14 protein-coding genes and 3 pseudogenes (1 of these 17 only partly in view) are annotated in these 16,289 nt (G+C 36.9%); 5 read left to right on the top strand and 12 right to left on the bottom strand.

Annotation, left to right across the window (positions count from 1 at the left end; translation table 11 throughout):
* Position 1 precedes the first annotated feature (1 nt).
* The gene (gene glpK, locus HS129_14795) at positions 2–1,489 is read left to right on the top strand and encodes a glycerol kinase GlpK (protein MBE7413302.1); all 1,488 of its coding nucleotides are present in this window, start codon (positions 2–4) and stop codon (positions 1,487–1,489) included.
* Positions 1,490–1,513: 24 nt separating this feature from the next.
* On the opposite strand, the gene fumC is transcribed toward glpK, so the two are convergent.
* Positions 1,514–2,905 (bottom strand): class II fumarate hydratase, encoded by a 1,392-nt coding sequence (gene fumC / locus HS129_14790; GenBank protein MBE7413301.1) that lies wholly within the window; start codon positions 2,903–2,905, stop codon positions 1,514–1,516.
* An 80-nt stretch (positions 2,906–2,985) separates the two neighbouring features.
* Positions 2,986–3,915, bottom strand: coding sequence for a YegS/Rv2252/BmrU family lipid kinase (locus tag HS129_14785; protein MBE7413300.1), 930 nt, complete (start codon positions 3,913–3,915; stop codon positions 2,986–2,988).
* A gap of 654 nt (positions 3,916–4,569) precedes the next feature.
* Here HS129_14785 and HS129_14780 point away from each other — a divergent pair.
* The 3 genes from HS129_14780 to HS129_14770 all read left to right on the top strand — a co-directional run bounded on the left by HS129_14780 (position 4,570) and on the right by HS129_14770 (position 7,168).
* On the top strand, positions 4,570–5,031 hold the full coding sequence (locus tag HS129_14780; protein MBE7413299.1) for a DUF1564 family protein: 462 nt from the start codon (positions 4,570–4,572) through the stop codon (positions 5,029–5,031).
* Positions 5,032–5,142: 111 nt separating this feature from the next.
* Positions 5,143–6,246 (top strand): PilZ domain-containing protein, encoded by a 1,104-nt coding sequence (locus HS129_14775; GenBank protein MBE7413298.1) that lies wholly within the window; start codon positions 5,143–5,145, stop codon positions 6,244–6,246.
* Positions 6,233–7,168 (top strand): RluA family pseudouridine synthase, encoded by a 936-nt coding sequence (locus tag HS129_14770; GenBank protein ID MBE7413297.1) that lies wholly within the window; start codon positions 6,233–6,235, stop codon positions 7,166–7,168. Before HS129_14775 ends, HS129_14770 begins: the two co-directional genes overlap by 14 nt.
* Before the next feature lie 398 nt (positions 7,169–7,566).
* Here the strand turns inward: HS129_14770 and HS129_14765 are convergent.
* The 8 genes and pseudogenes from HS129_14765 to HS129_14730 all read right to left on the bottom strand — a co-directional run bounded on the left by HS129_14765 (position 7,567) and on the right by HS129_14730 (position 13,453).
* Positions 7,567–8,604, bottom strand: a pseudogene (locus HS129_14765) (thermonuclease family protein).
* Between the two features lie 175 nt (positions 8,605–8,779).
* Positions 8,780–11,525 (bottom strand): annotated as a pseudogene (locus HS129_14760) (HsdR family type I site-specific deoxyribonuclease).
* The gene (locus HS129_14755; GenBank protein MBE7413296.1) at positions 11,518–11,865 is read right to left on the bottom strand and encodes a hypothetical protein; all 348 of its coding nucleotides are present in this window, start codon (positions 11,863–11,865) and stop codon (positions 11,518–11,520) included. Before HS129_14755 ends, HS129_14760 begins: the two are co-directional and overlap by 8 nt.
* Positions 11,825–12,088 (bottom strand): hypothetical protein, encoded by a 264-nt coding sequence (locus HS129_14750; GenBank protein MBE7413295.1) that lies wholly within the window; start codon positions 12,086–12,088, stop codon positions 11,825–11,827. Before HS129_14750 ends, HS129_14755 begins: the two co-directional genes overlap by 41 nt.
* Positions 12,075–12,611, bottom strand: coding sequence for a hypothetical protein (locus HS129_14745; GenBank protein MBE7413294.1), 537 nt, complete (start codon positions 12,609–12,611; stop codon positions 12,075–12,077). Before HS129_14745 ends, HS129_14750 begins: the two co-directional genes overlap by 14 nt.
* A gap of 15 nt (positions 12,612–12,626) precedes the next feature.
* Entirely contained in the window at positions 12,627–13,028 is a 402-nt protein-coding gene (locus tag HS129_14740) for a hypothetical protein (protein MBE7413293.1), read from the bottom strand.
* A 39-nt stretch (positions 13,029–13,067) separates the two neighbouring features.
* A pseudogene (locus tag HS129_14735) lies at positions 13,068–13,169 on the bottom strand (GxxExxY protein).
* A gap of 77 nt (positions 13,170–13,246) precedes the next feature.
* On the bottom strand, positions 13,247–13,453 hold the full coding sequence (locus tag HS129_14730) for a hypothetical protein (protein ID MBE7413292.1): 207 nt from the start codon (positions 13,451–13,453) through the stop codon (positions 13,247–13,249).
* Between the two features lie 464 nt (positions 13,454–13,917).
* Between HS129_14730 and HS129_14725 the strand changes: the two genes are divergently transcribed.
* The gene (locus HS129_14725) at positions 13,918–15,138 is read left to right on the top strand and encodes an IS256 family transposase (protein MBE7413291.1); all 1,221 of its coding nucleotides are present in this window, start codon (positions 13,918–13,920) and stop codon (positions 15,136–15,138) included.
* 355 nt (positions 15,139–15,493) lie between these two features.
* On the opposite strand, the gene HS129_14720 is transcribed toward HS129_14725, so the two are convergent.
* The gene (locus HS129_14720; GenBank protein ID MBE7413290.1) at positions 15,494–15,754 is read right to left on the bottom strand and encodes a hypothetical protein; all 261 of its coding nucleotides are present in this window, start codon (positions 15,752–15,754) and stop codon (positions 15,494–15,496) included.
* A protein-coding gene (locus HS129_14715) for a transposase (protein MBE7413289.1) crosses the window boundary here: on the bottom strand, positions 15,755–16,289 show its 3' portion. It continues 29 nt past the right edge of the window; 535 of the gene's 564 nt are visible here — the last part of the coding sequence; its start codon lies beyond the right edge, outside the window; its stop codon occupies positions 15,755–15,757.

Here is a 16,289-nt window from a genome sequence, read left to right as displayed (position 1 = left end):
CATGAGTGAATATATTTTAGGAATAGATGCAGGTACTACAGGGATTAGAACTTTTTGCTTTGATAAAAAAGGGAAAGTAATATCAAGTGCTTACGAAGAGTTTAAACAATATTTTCCAAAGCCAAGTTGGGTAGAGCACGACGCAGAAGAAATTTGGTCTAAAACCGAAAAGCTCATCTCGGCTGCAATTAAAAAAGGGAAACTTAAACCTCAAAATGCAGTCGCAATCGGAATTACAAACCAAAGAGAGACTACAGTACTATTCGATAAAAAATCAGGAAAACCAATTCACAAAGCAATTGTTTGGCAGTGCAGAAGGACTTCTTCCTATTGTCAGGAATTAAAAAAACAAGGATTTGAAGAGACTTTCAGAAATAAAACAGGGCTTGTTTTGGACGCATACTTTAGCGGCACAAAGATCAAGTGGATTTTAGACAACGTAAAAGGCGCAAGAGAAAAAGCAGATAGAGGAGAAATTTTATTTGGTACAATTGACACTTACTTACTGTACAGACTGACGAAATGCACATCTCACAAAACAGACCACACTAACGCATCCCGAACTCTAATTTTTAATATTGAAAAAAAAGAATGGGACAAGGACTTGCTGAAAATTCTAAATCTCCCATCTACAATCTTACCAGAAGCTCACAACTCTAAGTTTTTATTCGGTAAAACTAAAGGGGTGAAAAACCTCCCTGATGGAATTCCGATTTCTTCACTTGTAGGCGATCAACAAGGTGCACTTTTTGGTCAATTGTGTACTGAGGTAGGAGAGGCAAAAAATACTTATGGGACAGGGTGTTTTTTATTATTCAATACCGGAAATGAATTTAAAATTTCTAAATCTGGACTTTTGACTACTCTCGCTTGTGGCCCGGATGGAAGCACTGTTTACGCATTGGAAGGCTCTGTATTTATAGGAGGGGCTGTAGTACAATTTTTAAGAGATAATTTAAAATTTTTCAAAAACTCCAAAGACACCGAAAAGATTATTCAATCCCTAAAAACAGAAGACGACTTAGTGTTCGTTCCGGCTTTTGCAGGCCTTGGTGCTCCACACTGGGATATGGATGCTAGAGGTGCAATTTTTGGTTTATCCAGAGACACTACGCCTGCTCAAATCACAAGAGCTGCACTAAAATCTATTGCACTTCAATCTTATGACCTTGTAAAAGCAATGGAAAACGATATAGGAAAACCCCTAAAAATGCTCAGGGTAGATGGTGGAGCAACTTCTAACTCATACCTCATGCAATTTCAATCTGATATTCTCGGAAAAGAAGTGATTCGCCCTGCTAATGTAGATACTACTGTGCTCGGTGCAGCCTACCTCGCAGGGATAGAGACAGGGTTTTATACTTCAGTGAGTTCGCTTAAGAAAAATGAAACTAAGTCCACAATTTTCAAGCCTAAAATGAAAATTGAAGATAGAGAAAAAGAGCTAAAAAAATGGGAAAGGGGAATCTCCAGAACAAAAAGTACCTAAAAAGGTTTTCCCTCAAGCCTAATTTTATAAACCGGGCTGAATCATTTTTTCGGGACGAACCCACTCATTAAATTTTTTCTCATCGAGTAAGCCAAGTTTTTTACCGGCTTCTAAAAGAGTAGAATTATCTTTGTGAGCAGTCTTTGCGATTTTAGCTGCATTGTCGTAACCAATATGTGGGTTTAGCGCAGTTACAAGCATCAAAGAATTGTGTAAATTGTAGTCAATTTTTTCTTTAGCAGGCTCTATCCCCCTTGCACAAAATTCTTCAAAACACACGCAAGAGTCTGATAGCAATCGAATAGAATTTAACACATTAAAAATTATCAAAGGCTTAAAAACATTCAATTCAAAATTCCCCGATGCACCTCCAATGTTTACCGCAACATCATTGGCTATTACTTGGCTTGCAACCATTGTCATTGCCTCAGACTGAGTAGGATTTACCTTGCCAGGCATAATAGATGAGCCGGGCTCGTTTTCAGGAATTATAATCTCACCAATCCCACATCTAGGCCCAGATGCCAACCAACGAATGTCGTTTGCAATCTTCATAAGTGAGCTTGCCAAGGTCTTTAGTACTCCACTAACCTCCACTAAAGAATCGTGTGCAGCTAAACTTTCAAATTTATTCTCGGCAGTTATAAAGTCAAGACCGGTTTCTTTTGCGATCTGCTTCGCAGCTTTTACAGCAAAATCAGGATGGGTGTTTAAACCAGTACCGACAGCAGTTCCGCCTAACGCAAGTCTGTAAACAGAAGGAAGTACTTTTTCTATCCTCTTTATTCCATAAGTAAGTTGTTGAACATAACCGGAAAATTCCTGACCTAAGGTAAGAGGGGTCGCATCTTGTAAATGGGTTCTTCCAATTTTAATTATATCTTTAAATTTTTCTGATTTAGTTTTAAGGGTATCTCTTAAAATTTTTACTGCGGGAATCAGTTTCTTCATCAATTGCTCGGCAGTTGCAATGTGCATTGCTGTTGGGAATGTATCGTTTGAACTTTGGGCTTTGTTTACATCGTCGTTTGGATGAATTGGCTTTTTAGTTCCCATCACACCACCAGAAATCTCTATTGCTCTATTGGAAATCACCTCATTCGCGTTCATATTGGTTTGAGTGCCAGAACCTGTCTGCCAAATCGATAAAGGAAAATGCTCGTCTAACTTCCCAGAAATCACTTCGTCAGAAGCTTTCACAATTAATTCACATTTCTCTTTGGGTAAAATTCCAAGCTCCGAATTTACGATCGCTGCCGATTTTTTTAAAATACCCAAGGCCCTTATCATCTCTCTTGGAAACTTATCTGTACCTATATGAAAATGGTGTAATGACCTTTCGGTTTGTGCTCCCCAATATTTAGAAGAGTCAACTTCGATTTCTCCCATTGAGTCTGTTTCTATTCTTTTACTCATATTCCCCTCATTTACAAATTACGCCTACCTTGATATTTTTTGACTATTTTCTTAAAAGTAAAATTTTAGTTACAGCCAATTTACATTATAACTGGAATTGATTTTGGTAGAATTTTAAAATAAAAATCGTGCTTTTTTAGAAAATCAATTTCTCTCACTTCTCCGTCAATCTCTTGAGATACAGTTCTTTCGGGTATAACCAAGACTTCAGTTGCTTGAAACTCTTTTACCCCGGGCATAGAGCTTACCTTGCCTGTATATACCTTGTGAGAGGTAGCAACTAGTTTTAATTTAGGAACTTTTGATACAAGCACAATATCGAAGACCCCGTCTTCAAAGTTTGCTTTTGGAGCCCACCACATACCACCACCATTGTATTCCGAGTTACAAACGAATAAATTTGTCAAGCCGAACTCAAATTCATTCCACTTACCATCGGGAGACCTATATTTAATTTTACAATTTGGTGGATCATACTTATACAATACGCTTAAAGTGTGGTAAAAGTAAGCGGCTATACCCATCTGAAAGGAAGATTCTTTCAGTTGACGATTTACTTCTCCACCCATCCCTATAGAAGAAATATTTATAAAATAAATTGGATCCTTAGTTTTGTCGAGGGTTGTCACACCACAATCGATCATCCTATAGGTATTTTTTATAAGTGCTTCTTTATAACCCTTCGATTTTTTTTCAACAGATTTTATAAAATCCCCACCTGTACCTAAATTTATGATCCCTATTGGAATTTTAGTTTTAATAGCTTTCCCGTCTTGAAAATATCCGTTTACAGCTTCATTTACAGACCCGTCCCCACCAGCAATGAGTATTTGATCGAATTCTTTCTTCAATAAAACATTTCTGACTTTTTCAGTACAATCTTTAGGACCTGTAGTATAGTATATTGTAAACTCACCCAAATCATTTATTAACTCTTTTTTCTTAGATTCAAAAACTTTCTGAGCATGACCATGTTTACTTTTAGGATTCAGTATTACTATTCTTTTCATAAATGTAATTTTTTTAGCCTTATATATTTGTAGTCAATTGTTTATTTTGATTGCTTTTGCTGTATATTTGGAAACTACACTTCTGGTGCAGTTTTGGGACTTTTCGTGCAAAAATGTGGGATCTCCACTCTTTTCAGTAAAGTGCATGTTTTATACCAATTGTTCACTTTTCACGCAAAAATGTGGGAACTCCATCTTTTTCAGTAAAGTGCATGCTTTATACCAATTGTTCACCTTTTATGCAAAAATATGGGATCTCCAATTCAGAGGACTGATAACGGAAGTCTGAGGTCGGAAATAGTGGAGGTAGAATCTTTGCAAATACGTTTATCTTTTAGGATGAGGTTTTGAGCTTTAGTAGAGTTTTTGAAATTTCGCGTTTAGTGTAGTTTTTGCACTTTTCGTGTGAAAATATGGGATCTCCACTCTTTTAAGTAAAGTGCATGTTTTATACCAATTGTGAACCTTTTATGCAAAAATATGGGAACTCCATCGTTTTAGGGGATTTCAAGAGATTACGCCTTTTGTACAGAATTGGGACTTTTTCTGTAAAAGTTAAAAAAATTTCTAAAAAAACGATAAAATTTTTTTTCTAAAGCAAACTTTTTTTACCTTATAAAGGAGAGCAGAAAATTTTACTTTAAGGAGAAATTTATGAACCCACAAAAATTTACAGAAACCCAATCGAGCTTGCTTGTTCCAGCAAAATATATGGACGAGTTCAATAGAAGAACGACGGGGTTTTCGAGACGAAAATATTTGCACGCATTGCTGAACAGATACAGAAATGTGATTCTTTGGGGGACTTTTGAGAAGATGGAGAGGGTAAAGAAAGCGTATCAAGAGGTCGGGCAAAATTTGCAGAAGAAGAATTTTACCCCAAATAACGAGGACTGGATTGAATTGGGGATTCTTGCAGACTGGCTTGGTACCACAAAGACCGCTCTTTTTACTCTTCTGTTGGTGCTTGACCTTGCCGAATGGGACATAATTCTCCCCAGCAGATTCTTCGAGAATGGAGTTCCCACCCCGGTAACCACGATTGCGGGGGGAGCTTACCTTTCCAAGAGAAAAACAATCCGCTACGATAGACTAAAACGACAAAAGCCAAAGTAAAATAAAATTACTGAGAAAATACAACATACAACTCGTCACAAAAATTTCATAAAATTCGCACAAAAAAGACTTTAATTTTTAAAAATTAAAATTATAATATACATTTAGTTTATGGAAAAAGAGCTGACAGACCCGGAAAGTATAAATAAAGTAGTGAATTCTTTATTTGGAATTGTTCCCGTTAGCATATTAACTGACCACGGTGAATTTCCAATTAAAATCATTGCTCTTCGCCCCCAAGGGCTTGTTGTTCGCTCACCCAAAATTGCATTCAACACAAGAGAAAGAAAATTATCAATTGTCCACAACAACCATCTAATTATCGGTGAATTTTTATTTGTAGGTGGAGATGAGGTTTCTGGAGTTGAAGTATTAAAACCTTATAGGATGATCATTGGTCCGGCAGTCAGAAGAAATGAAAGAATTTCACTTCCAGACGGAAGTATTGATTCTGTGTTTGTTACGAACATTATAAATCAGTCAGATGTATTAAAAGCACTTAAATTTGATGATAAAAATATGGAATCTATCTTGCAGACTAATTTAGTGAAATTAAAAAAAACTTTTGGGAATGGATATATTTATTTATCCGACAAAATGGACAATCGTCTTCGATTGATGATGAGTTTTGACAGGCCAATTTTTATTCCAGACAGAAATGATAAAGATTCTATTCCAAATGATATGTTTCCGTATGAAGAATATCTACAAATACTAAAAATTGCAAAACTACAAGATAAATTTATTTCTGAAATCACCATTCCCATGAAATATAAAGGTTACGTTCCACTGGGGTATATTCAGGTTTTTGGGGAAAATTGTTTAGATACAAAATCATTCAATGAAATAAATATTTTAGCTACATCCGTTAAAAAAGAAATTATACAAACCGGAATATTTCAAGAATCAAAAGAAATCTGTGAAGTATCTGATCTTAATTCACATGGTATAAGTTTTTTGCATTCCCCTACCAGAATGATGAATCGAAGTTTTACAAATGGGGCTACTGTTATATTTGATTTACAGTTTTCACAAAATATGAGGAATTCTTACCGAGCTGTAATTAAAAATATAAAGTCAACAGAAAAGTTATTCCGTTTAGGGTGTGAGTTTTACCCTTCAAGGGTAGATGAAATGAAATCGCTTGAAAGCTACCTTGCTTCTAAATCTCCTCAAACAGAAACAGAACCTGCTGAAGAAAATGAACAAGATTGAGCAATTTTCTTATCAGATTGGCCCAAATGACTCAGGAAAGCGACTCGATGTATTTCTTTCTCAGAAGTTCAATTACCTATCTTATGAGCAATGGCAAAGAGAAATTAAAAATCAAAATATAGCTGTGTCCGGCATTCCAAGAGAAGTCTCTTATCTATTGAATGAAACCGATACGATTATTTTTACTCCTACTGAAATTATTGAACGAGAGGTAGATGGAAAATATCAAATAGTTTTTGAAGATGAATTTTTTCTCGGTATTAATAAAAGCGGAAATTTACCTGTACATCCATCAGGGCGTTATAAAAACAATAATCTTGCTTCAATACTCAATAGCCACTATAATAAATATTTATATTTAGTTAATCGAATAGATCGTGAAACTTCAGGAATAGTAATGTTTGGAAAAACAGTTAAGGCTGCGAGTGCTCTTCAAAAATTATTTCAAAACAGAGAAATCAAAAAAACTTACATAGTCTATGTCTATGGAAAATTTCCCGAAGCCTTATCCGCTATTGGTTTTTTATCCAAAGATATAAATTCAAAAGTTATCAAGAAAAAAATATTTTTGAATACTGCAACCGAGGATAAAGCAAAAAGATGTGAAACTCATTTTGAAAAAATTGAAGAAAAAGGTACAATCTCAAAATTGCTTGCCTACCCGAGAACCGGCAGGATTCATCAAATTCGTGCAACTCTTCATTCTCTTGGGTATCCAGTAGTAGGAGATAAAATTTATGGACGAGACGAAACTGTGTTTTTAGAATTTATTGAGTCTGGATTAAAAAAAGAGCATATTCAAAAAACTGGAGGGCATAGACAATTTCTCCACTCACATAGATTAGAGTTCATCCACCCTTTTACAAATGATAAAACAGATATTTTTTGTAGTGAGCCTCAAGACATGATGCTTAACGACTAACAAACTAAGAACGCATTCTAAAACAGATTTTGTAAATTTTTCAAAATCTTCTTATTCCCCTGCTCTATTTTTTTCCTCACCACTTTTTATTTTTCAGATGAGTTAGACGATACCTGTTGCACTAAATCGTTAAGGACGATTTAGGATTTACCAATTTGGTTAACGATTCTACCGAGAAAAACTGGTGAGGGACGGGGTTCGCTGTCGCTACCGTCCTCCAGCACCACTTTAAATTTTCCTGTAAAGAAATATTTTGTAGAATAGCAAAAGTGTTGCTGGACGACCAAGCCCTACACATCCCTAACGCTAGTCCATCAAAGCTCTGCACCTAACGTTTCGTAAGGACGCAATTAATTGCGTCCTTGCGGGAACATTATTTTAATCCTAAAAATCACAGTTCAGACAACAACCCCAGCCAGTCCTTCATCAATCATCTCGTTATTCAAAAAAATTCCTCCTTTCATCACAGCCTCTTCATCAGCCTCACCTTTCAGATAAAACACATCCACAAGATCCCTGTCGTACTTGTCCGACCCGTGAGTCTTAATAATCAAAAACTTTAAATCCTTGAGTCGTGACTCAACAAACTTTTTCGCTGTAGCTCCTTGTTTCGTCCCCAGCTCAGGAGCATCCAATCCTCTCAACCGCAACCTCTGCTTAATAAACATGCGAAAACCTAAGTCGATATTGACGACTAACGTATCCCCATCAACGACCTTCTCAAGATAAGCTTTGTAAGTGTAAAGCTCCTTTAGATTAGCCCCTGACTCAAACGAATAAGTTTTGCCCTTCCTCAAGACTCTAACAATAGCTCCAACCTTGTGCTTTACAGTGTCGTCTAACGTCTCCATTTTAACGTTGAATCGGAGATCAAGATTTTGCATACTGTGTGCAAAATCTTGAGAAAAATTTTGCAGAACACGGTAGGTGTAAAGACCCAGAAATGGGCGTTTTAGCCCTGATTTTATTGCCTGTCCCTCACTTGGGCGGTTGGGCAGGTGAGGGGACTCATCTGCACTTTCACCACCTGTTTTTCCGGTTTGACGCGAAATTGCTTTATCAATATATTTCCGTAATTCACCTGGTGTCAAGCATTCCTCGATAGCCTTCTTTTCCAGAGATAAACGCACTCCGAAATCCTCAACCAGCATCAATAGTATATAATGAGTCCAATTCAGTTCCGGATGAATCTCCCGTGCATCATACATTTGATAAAATTTACGCATGTGACGAAGATTCCGGTCAGAAAATCCTTTCCCGAATTTTTTATTCAAATCACGAGACAGCTCTTTTAAAATCCTGTCTCTAAACGAAGCCCTCTCCTTATTTCCCTGCTCGATCTTTATCCCTCACCAGTTTTCGTTACCGTCAGATAATGCGACTTTGTAGATTTGTGATATGTCTTTGAGAAGAGAGTGGTATGTGGTTGTGGAGATCCCGCCGTAGGGAACGGTTTCAAACCGTTCCTTGCATTATAACCGTTCCTTACATTATAATTGTTCCTTACATTATAACCGTTCCTTACATTATAACCGTTCCTTACATTATAATTGTTCCTTGCATTATAACCGTTCCTTGCATTATAACCGTTCCTTACATTATAATTGTTCCTTACATTCCTACAATATTATTTGCCAACAATTCTGCCTGCTTTAGTACAGTCTCAATCGCTTTCTGTTGTTTATCGGGTGGATAACCATATTTACTTAGAGTTCTTTTCACAAGAACCATCAGCTTTGCTCTTGCGCTTTCGCGTATCGTCCAGTCTATTGTTGCATTTGCTTTAACTTTTTCAGCAATTTCCTGTGCAATCATTCGAAGCTGATCATTTCCTAAAATCTGAACAGCACTGTCATTCACTTCAAGTGCATCATAAAAAGCCAGCTCATCAACCGATAAATTCAGTTCTTTGCCTCTTTTATCAGATTCCTTGATTTTCTTTGCCAACTCAATAAGCTCTTCAATGATTTCTGCTGTTGTAAGTAAATTGTTCTGATACTTCTTAATGGAAGACTCAAGCATCTCCAGTAATTTTCTGCTATGAACCAGATTTGTCCTTGTGATAGTTTTAATTTCTTCATTCAATAATTTTCTAAAAAGCTCCAGGGCCAGATTCTTATGCTCCATCCCCTTAATCTCTAATAGAAATTCTTCTGAGAAAATCGAAATCTCCGGTTTTTTGATTCCAGCAGCATCAAATATATCAATTACTTTATCTGAACTCAGTGATTTGTCAATTATCTGTTTAATAGTGGTTTCAATTTCAATTCCGGACTTACCGTTACCATTCCCTGTTCTTTCAAATTTAATAAGACGGGCTCTTACAGCCTGAAAGAACGCAACTTCTTCTTTGATTTCCATTGCTTTTTCATGAGGTATAGACAAAGCAAATGCCTGACTCAAATAATTCACTTCTTTGGAAAAACGGTTCTTCCCGTCATTCAGCCCGAGTATATGCTCTTCTGCCATCAGGATAATGGACAATTTTTCTCTTGTAGTTCCAGTAAAAAAATGTGAGTAATCAAAATAGGAGTATGCTTTTGGGGAATTAGGAAATTTTACAATTTTAGCTGAAGAAGCTGCTTTAAGAACAGGACTAGTATCGCGTGACGCACGTTCTGAAAACATCTGTTTCACTATTTCCAGTTTTTCAAGCATCAGCTCAATTGCTTTTTCTAAATTATTTGTAGGGTCGCCCTTTCCGCCCGATTCTGAATAAAAAGACAATGCCTTTTTTAAATCTGTCCCGATTCCAAGATAATCGACAATCAGTCCTCCGGGTTTATCCTGAAAAACACGATTCACCCTTGCGATAGCCTGCATAAGATTGTGCCCTTTCATCGGTTTATCAATATACATAGTATGGAGTGACGGAATATCGAAACCAGTAAGCCACATATCCCTTACTATCACAAGTTTCAAAGGATCAGAAGGATCTTTCATTCTTTCCGATAAATCTTTTCTATCACCTTTAGTTGTATAATATTTCTGTATTTCCAAAGCATCAGAACTGCTTGATGTCATAACTACTTTGATCACGCCTTTTTTTAAATCATCACTGTGCCAATCCGGTCGAAGCCCTGTAATCTCCTGATAAAGTAAAACGGCAATCCTTCGGCTCATGGCTACAATCATTCCTTTCCCGGAAAACACTTCCTGCCTGGATTCAAAATGAGCCACTATATCTTTTGCAATATTTCTAATCCTGTTTTCACTTCCGATAATTGCTTCAAGTTTAGTCCACTTTGCTTTTGCCTGTTGGGGCGTATCGCGATACGCCCTTACATCCTCTTCCTCTTCAAGTTCTTTATCAAACTCTTCGATTAATTTTTTCCCTTCAGGATCAATGTTCACTTTTGCAAGACGGCTTTCATAATAAATCTTAACCGTTGCACCATCATTTACAGATTGTGCTATATCATATATATCTACATAATTTCCAAAAACCTGCGGAGTGTTTACATCAGTGTTTTCAATCGGAGTTCCTGTAAATCCGATATAGGTCGCGTTTGGCAGGGCATCCCTCATATACTTCGCAAAACCGTAAGCAATACGCTTTCCGATAACTTCCTTGGTATCTGAATCTTTCTCGTCTATGAACTTTGCTTCAAATCCATATTGGGTTCTGTGTGCTTCATCAGCGATCACTACAATATTTGTTCTATCTGAAAGTTTGTCGTATTCGGATCTTCCGGTTTCCGGCATAAACTTCTGAATCGTTGTAAATACAATTCCGCCTGACGTAACTTTCAAAAGATCCTTTAGATGATCCCTGTCATTTGCCTGAACAGGTTCCTGCCTGAGTAACTGCTTTGAGGAAGCAAATGTTTCAAACAATTGATCGTCCAGGTCATTGCGGTCTGTGATCACTACAACCGTTGGATTATTGAGTGAAAGAACGATCTTTCCGGTAAAGCAAAACATCCGGACGCTTTGTCTGGTTATTCTGGGTGACAGTAAATTGATTCACTACGAGAAAATCATTATTCTCTGGATTTTCAAAATCAACCAGAGCCACTTCATGACTTCTTTCGTATCCGTTCTCCTGATAAGGAATCTTCACCTTCTCAATCAATTGCCTGTGAAATTCCTCATTGTTGTGCAGCATATCCGGAGAATTGATCCGTAGCACTTTTTGAATCGCCTGTTCCTGTGCGTCATGCGGAATAGAAGGATTCAATTTTGATACAATTTTTCGTAGCCGTGAAACAAGAATTACATCGGAAAAACTTTCTCTCAGAGCTTCCTCTGCCCCGGGTGCAATCGAAAGACCATGAACATACTTCCAGCCCAATCCCTGAAGAGTTTCAATTGCAAAGCTTTCGATTTCAGATTCGGCGAGTTTATTATCAGTCATATTCAACCGGTTCATCAGGGATGGTATCAAATACCATCGACTGATAAGAAATATCAAACCAATCCTGAAACATTTTAAAAGTCAGTTTCCTTGGCCAGAGAGTTTCATCAGTACACCATCCGAACAACTGCTCTTCAAAAAATTGACGATAATTCTTCTGTATCCATTTTTTGAAATCTTTAGGACTATCCAATTCCGGAATCAAATAGGCATGTGCTTCATCGTGATCAAACGGTTTCCTGTCGAACTTTATCGGATCATCAGGGAAAATTTTATTTGACCAGTCAAAAAGCGGTTTTTTAGGCGATAACAAAAATACATCTCGGTTGATTATACTCATTGAATAACTCCTTTAAACTTCTTATTGGTAAACCGTTTAAAATCCAAACTTTATGGGGTAATGTAAGGTCAGATCGAATCGCTATTGCAGCTCCTGAAGCAGGTAAACGTAAATATAAACCGTTCCATTCTTTTTCTATGATCCGATCCAGATATCTAATAAGAATACACTCCGATTTAGCTATATCTTCTAATTTTTTTAATCGGGTTTCATTTCGCGACATGCTTCTCAACCTTGAATAAACTTAAACCCGGAATGAGTTCAGCTAATCTTTTATACAATAACTCGTTTTTGAGTATATTGGCTATTGGTTCTAAACCTTCCATTCCGGTTTTTGCATTTGCCGCTGCTTGGACTAACTGGCTATACTCTGCATTTATCGCGTCAACAGAAGGCTTGATTTGCTCTAAAGATTTTTCGATGAGTAGTCCCGCAACTTGGCCAGTAGAAACATTCACTCCTAAATTATGCAACACAACCGAAAGGGACTCAAGCTCTTTCCACTCGCCATCTGAAATTGGGATCTTCTTTCTATATGTATCACCGATTCTTCCGGGTCTGCCTCCAGTTGATTTAAGATTTTTTATTGCCGAATGAAAAATTCCTGAAAGTGTAAGAGGTTCTAAATGTTCTATTTTTAATTCTCTGAATTCACTCGCGCCAATTCCCTTGGAAAATTCTTCGTGAGAATATTTCTTTTCTACAGTAGTTTGCTTAATCTTGGTTGCTTTTTTCGAATCATTCACTTTAATTCTCATACTCTATACCTCTTGGTCATAATCTATGATTTTATAAAACACCCCATCAAATTGACAGGCAACCTCACCTTGGTTTGTTTCTCTTTCCAGTCTGAGCAAAAATTTTTTAAGATTTGTTATATTCTGAATCAGATCCTCTGCCTTAATATATGAATAGAGGATAATCGTGTTATCCCAAATAATTTCACCGGTATTTGACTTCCATCCACCTCTTGATGGCGGGTTTATAGTCACTCCACCACCTATATTGGAAAGTAAAATTCCGGCTTCTTCTACCCATTTATCCTGATTCGCTATATCAGCACCGTATTTATCAACACTTGGAATGTACAATGTCAGAATTTGTGGAGAACCAGCTTCCGAAGCCCCGAGTTCTCCCACCAAATCTATTTCTATTTCTTCCACATTTCAATTAAGCCACTTTTGACCCCAAAAGTCAAGTTAAAAAATCGGCATTTCAAATTCTCTTCTGAATGAAATCCCGGCTAATTTCATTTCTATTTCCAATGCTCTCTGGTATATAACTTCCTGAAAACTATTTCCCAACGTTTTTGCACAGTCGTCACGATTCCCTCTCTTTTGCCTTCAGTTTGAACTATTCGAAAATTTCGAATAGTTCCGGTTTAGAGCAATTCACCACTTTTATAAATTTCTTTAAGATGATAATTGATTGTGTTCACCTCTACTTCAAAAAGTGCAGCAATCATTTTCTGTGTTAGCCAGACAGTTTCATCTTTAACCATGACCTCAATTGTGCTCTCCCCAGCTTGAGAAGTGAAAATTAAAAATTCAGCAGTGCTGTTTCGGATTTGGTAGGATTTGGGTTTCATGTTCAATCTGATTTCCATTCGTGGACATATCCAAACTTGTTCAGAAGGGTATTTATCGTTTCATATTTCAACCTGTAGTAGTCTGGTATTTTTGAATCAGGAACGAAGTTTTTTAGTTCAATTAAATTCTGATTTAAATGATTGAAGAGTGAACAAATTGTAGTCAAAATTTGTATCCATTCAGCATCAGCTTTATACATAGTATTGTTAACCTGCAAATGATATTCAACTGCAATCAATGAAGTCACCGAAGTTTCCCCAATCAGCAGTTTTATCAGAGATAACCTGATTTTTAAAGAATAAAAAATAAGTTCCATGAGTTATCGAGTAGACTACGAAACCAATAAGGATTATATACTTATAGAAGAATGATAACATCGTTTCGTTCATATCTTGACTTTAAGAAGGTGTAATTAATTTTGTGTAAATATCTTTTACTCCGAAAATAAAAGAGGGTAAAGAATATGGCAAAAACAAAATCCAGAAAAGACGAGCTCCTTGAAGAGTTGATCAAGGAATACAAAAATCCTGAAGAATTGATCGGTGAAAATGGTCTTCTGAAAGAATTAACCAAAGCTATAGTCGAGAAGGCTATGCGGCAGGAACTGACCCATGAATTGGGTTATGAAAAACATTCTCGGCAAAATGGTGCCGGCAATTCCCGCAATGGTTTTTCGAAAAAGACTATCAAGGGCGATTTTGGAAACCTGGAAATCGACGTTCCCAGAGACCGGAATTCCGAATTTGAACCGAAGATAATCAAGAAAAACCAGACCCATTGGAATGGATTTGATGATAAAATAATTTCTATGTATGCGCGAGGAATGACGACACGCGACATCCAGGCTCATCTTCAGGAAATCTATCAGGTTGAAGTTTCTCCTGATCTGATCTCCACAGTAACAGATGGTGTAATCGAAGAAGTAGTAAAATGGCAGACCAGACCTATTGATTCAATCTATCCGATTATTTATCTTGATGCATTGAGGGTCAAAATTAGAGACGATGGTCAGGTCAAAAACAAGGCTGTTCATATGGCTATCGGCGTCAATATGAACGGTTTAAAAGAGGTTTTGGGCTTCTGGATTGAAGAAAATGAAGGATCCAAGTTCTGGCTCCAAATCCTGACTGAACTAAAAAACCGTGGGTTGCAGGATATATTGATTGCCTGTGTTGATGGACTTACCGGTTTTCCGGAAGCGATTAAAACTATTTATCCAAATGCCGAAGTTCAGCTTTGTATCGTTCATATGGTCAGAAATTCTCTGAAGTATGTTTCCTTTAAAAATCGAAAAGAGCTTTCATCTGACTTGAAAAAAATCTATCGTGCAGTGAACGTTGAGGAAGCAAAATTAAAACTTCAGGAATTTTCTAAAAAATGGGATTCAAAATATCCGATGATTTCAAAATCCTGGGAAAACAGATGGAATGAGATAATTCCTTTTCTTGCCTATCCGGCAGAAATCAGAAAAGTAATTTACACAACCAATGCAATCGAGTCTTTGAATATGACGCTTCGAAAAGTGATCAAAAACCGGGCTTCATTTCCCAATGATGATGCGGCAAAAAAACTGTTGTATCTGGCTCTGCAGAATGCATCAAAAAAATGGACCATGCCTATCCGGGATTGGGGTGCTGCGATTAATCAGTTTGCAATAAATTTTGAAGGGAGAATGGAAATTTAAACGGAAAAGGATTTTACACAAAATTTCCTACACCCTCGCAAACTCTGGCTTAATCGACAACAAGACTTTCATTTGTTTCCGTTTCCTTTAAAATTAATTTAAACTGTTCTTTTGTAATTTGCTTCAATCCACGCAATTCGTTTTCCGCACCAGAAATGATTCCTAACTCGAGTAGCCTTTGTATCAAGTAGGACTTTCATTTATATCGATAACTCTTTGAATTTTTAAAGTATAATTTCACATATAATAACTTTCGGTATTTCAATCTTGTTTTGCACAATATTATCTCTTCAATTTCGTTTTTCATTTTGAAAAAATTTAATCCTGTAAATCCGATTAACCCACAAATACCGGTTCAGACATTATCCCTTACCAATCTTTCAATTACAACAACATCTATTCCTTCGGAGTCTTCATTTTCTGTAGGTTGAAATTCTCCATCCCAGTATTTATTTTCAGGGAAATGCATAACTTTGATAATTTTAGGACTATAAAAATTCTCAAACCCTGTTTCATATCCACTTGTCAAGACAGGTAGGTCTTGTGGAAATTTTTTCAAAATTTCAATTAAATCCTGAACTCTAAAATTGATCTTCTCAAATTTAATTTTCTCCATTTATATGTCCCCCATAAAACTGTTCCCTACAATAACATTGTCCAATCCCCAATTCATCGTATTGTTTTTTATATATTCGCGAATCCGGTTCAATTCAACTTCATTTCGTACGATCCGGTCATAATAGGATTTTTGCCATTTGAATTGTTCTATCGGTTTTGTTCCATTTATTCGTTTGGATGAAAATGTTTTGAATCCGCGAATGATTTCCGACAAACTATGACCCGTACCCGTAGGGAACGGTTTCAAACCGTTCCTTACAACATCACCGTTCCTTACAACATCACCGTTCCTTACAACATCACCGTTCCTTACAACATCACCATTCCCTACAACATCACCGTTCCCTACAACATCACCGTTCCTTACAATATCATCGTTCCTTACAACATCACCGTTCCCTACAACATCACCGTTCCCTACAATGTCACCATTCCTTACAATGTCACCATTCCTTACAATGTCGCCGTTCCCTACAATGTCGCCGTTCCCTACAATGTCGCCGTTCCCTACAATGTCACCGTTCCCTACAATG

This window comes from Leptospiraceae bacterium (assembly GCA_015075105.1).
Classification (GTDB): domain Bacteria; phylum Spirochaetota; class Leptospiria; order Leptospirales; family Leptospiraceae; genus JABWCC01.
Note: the sequence above shows the minus strand (reverse complement) of the source record. Positions and strands in the feature narration are given on the sequence as shown.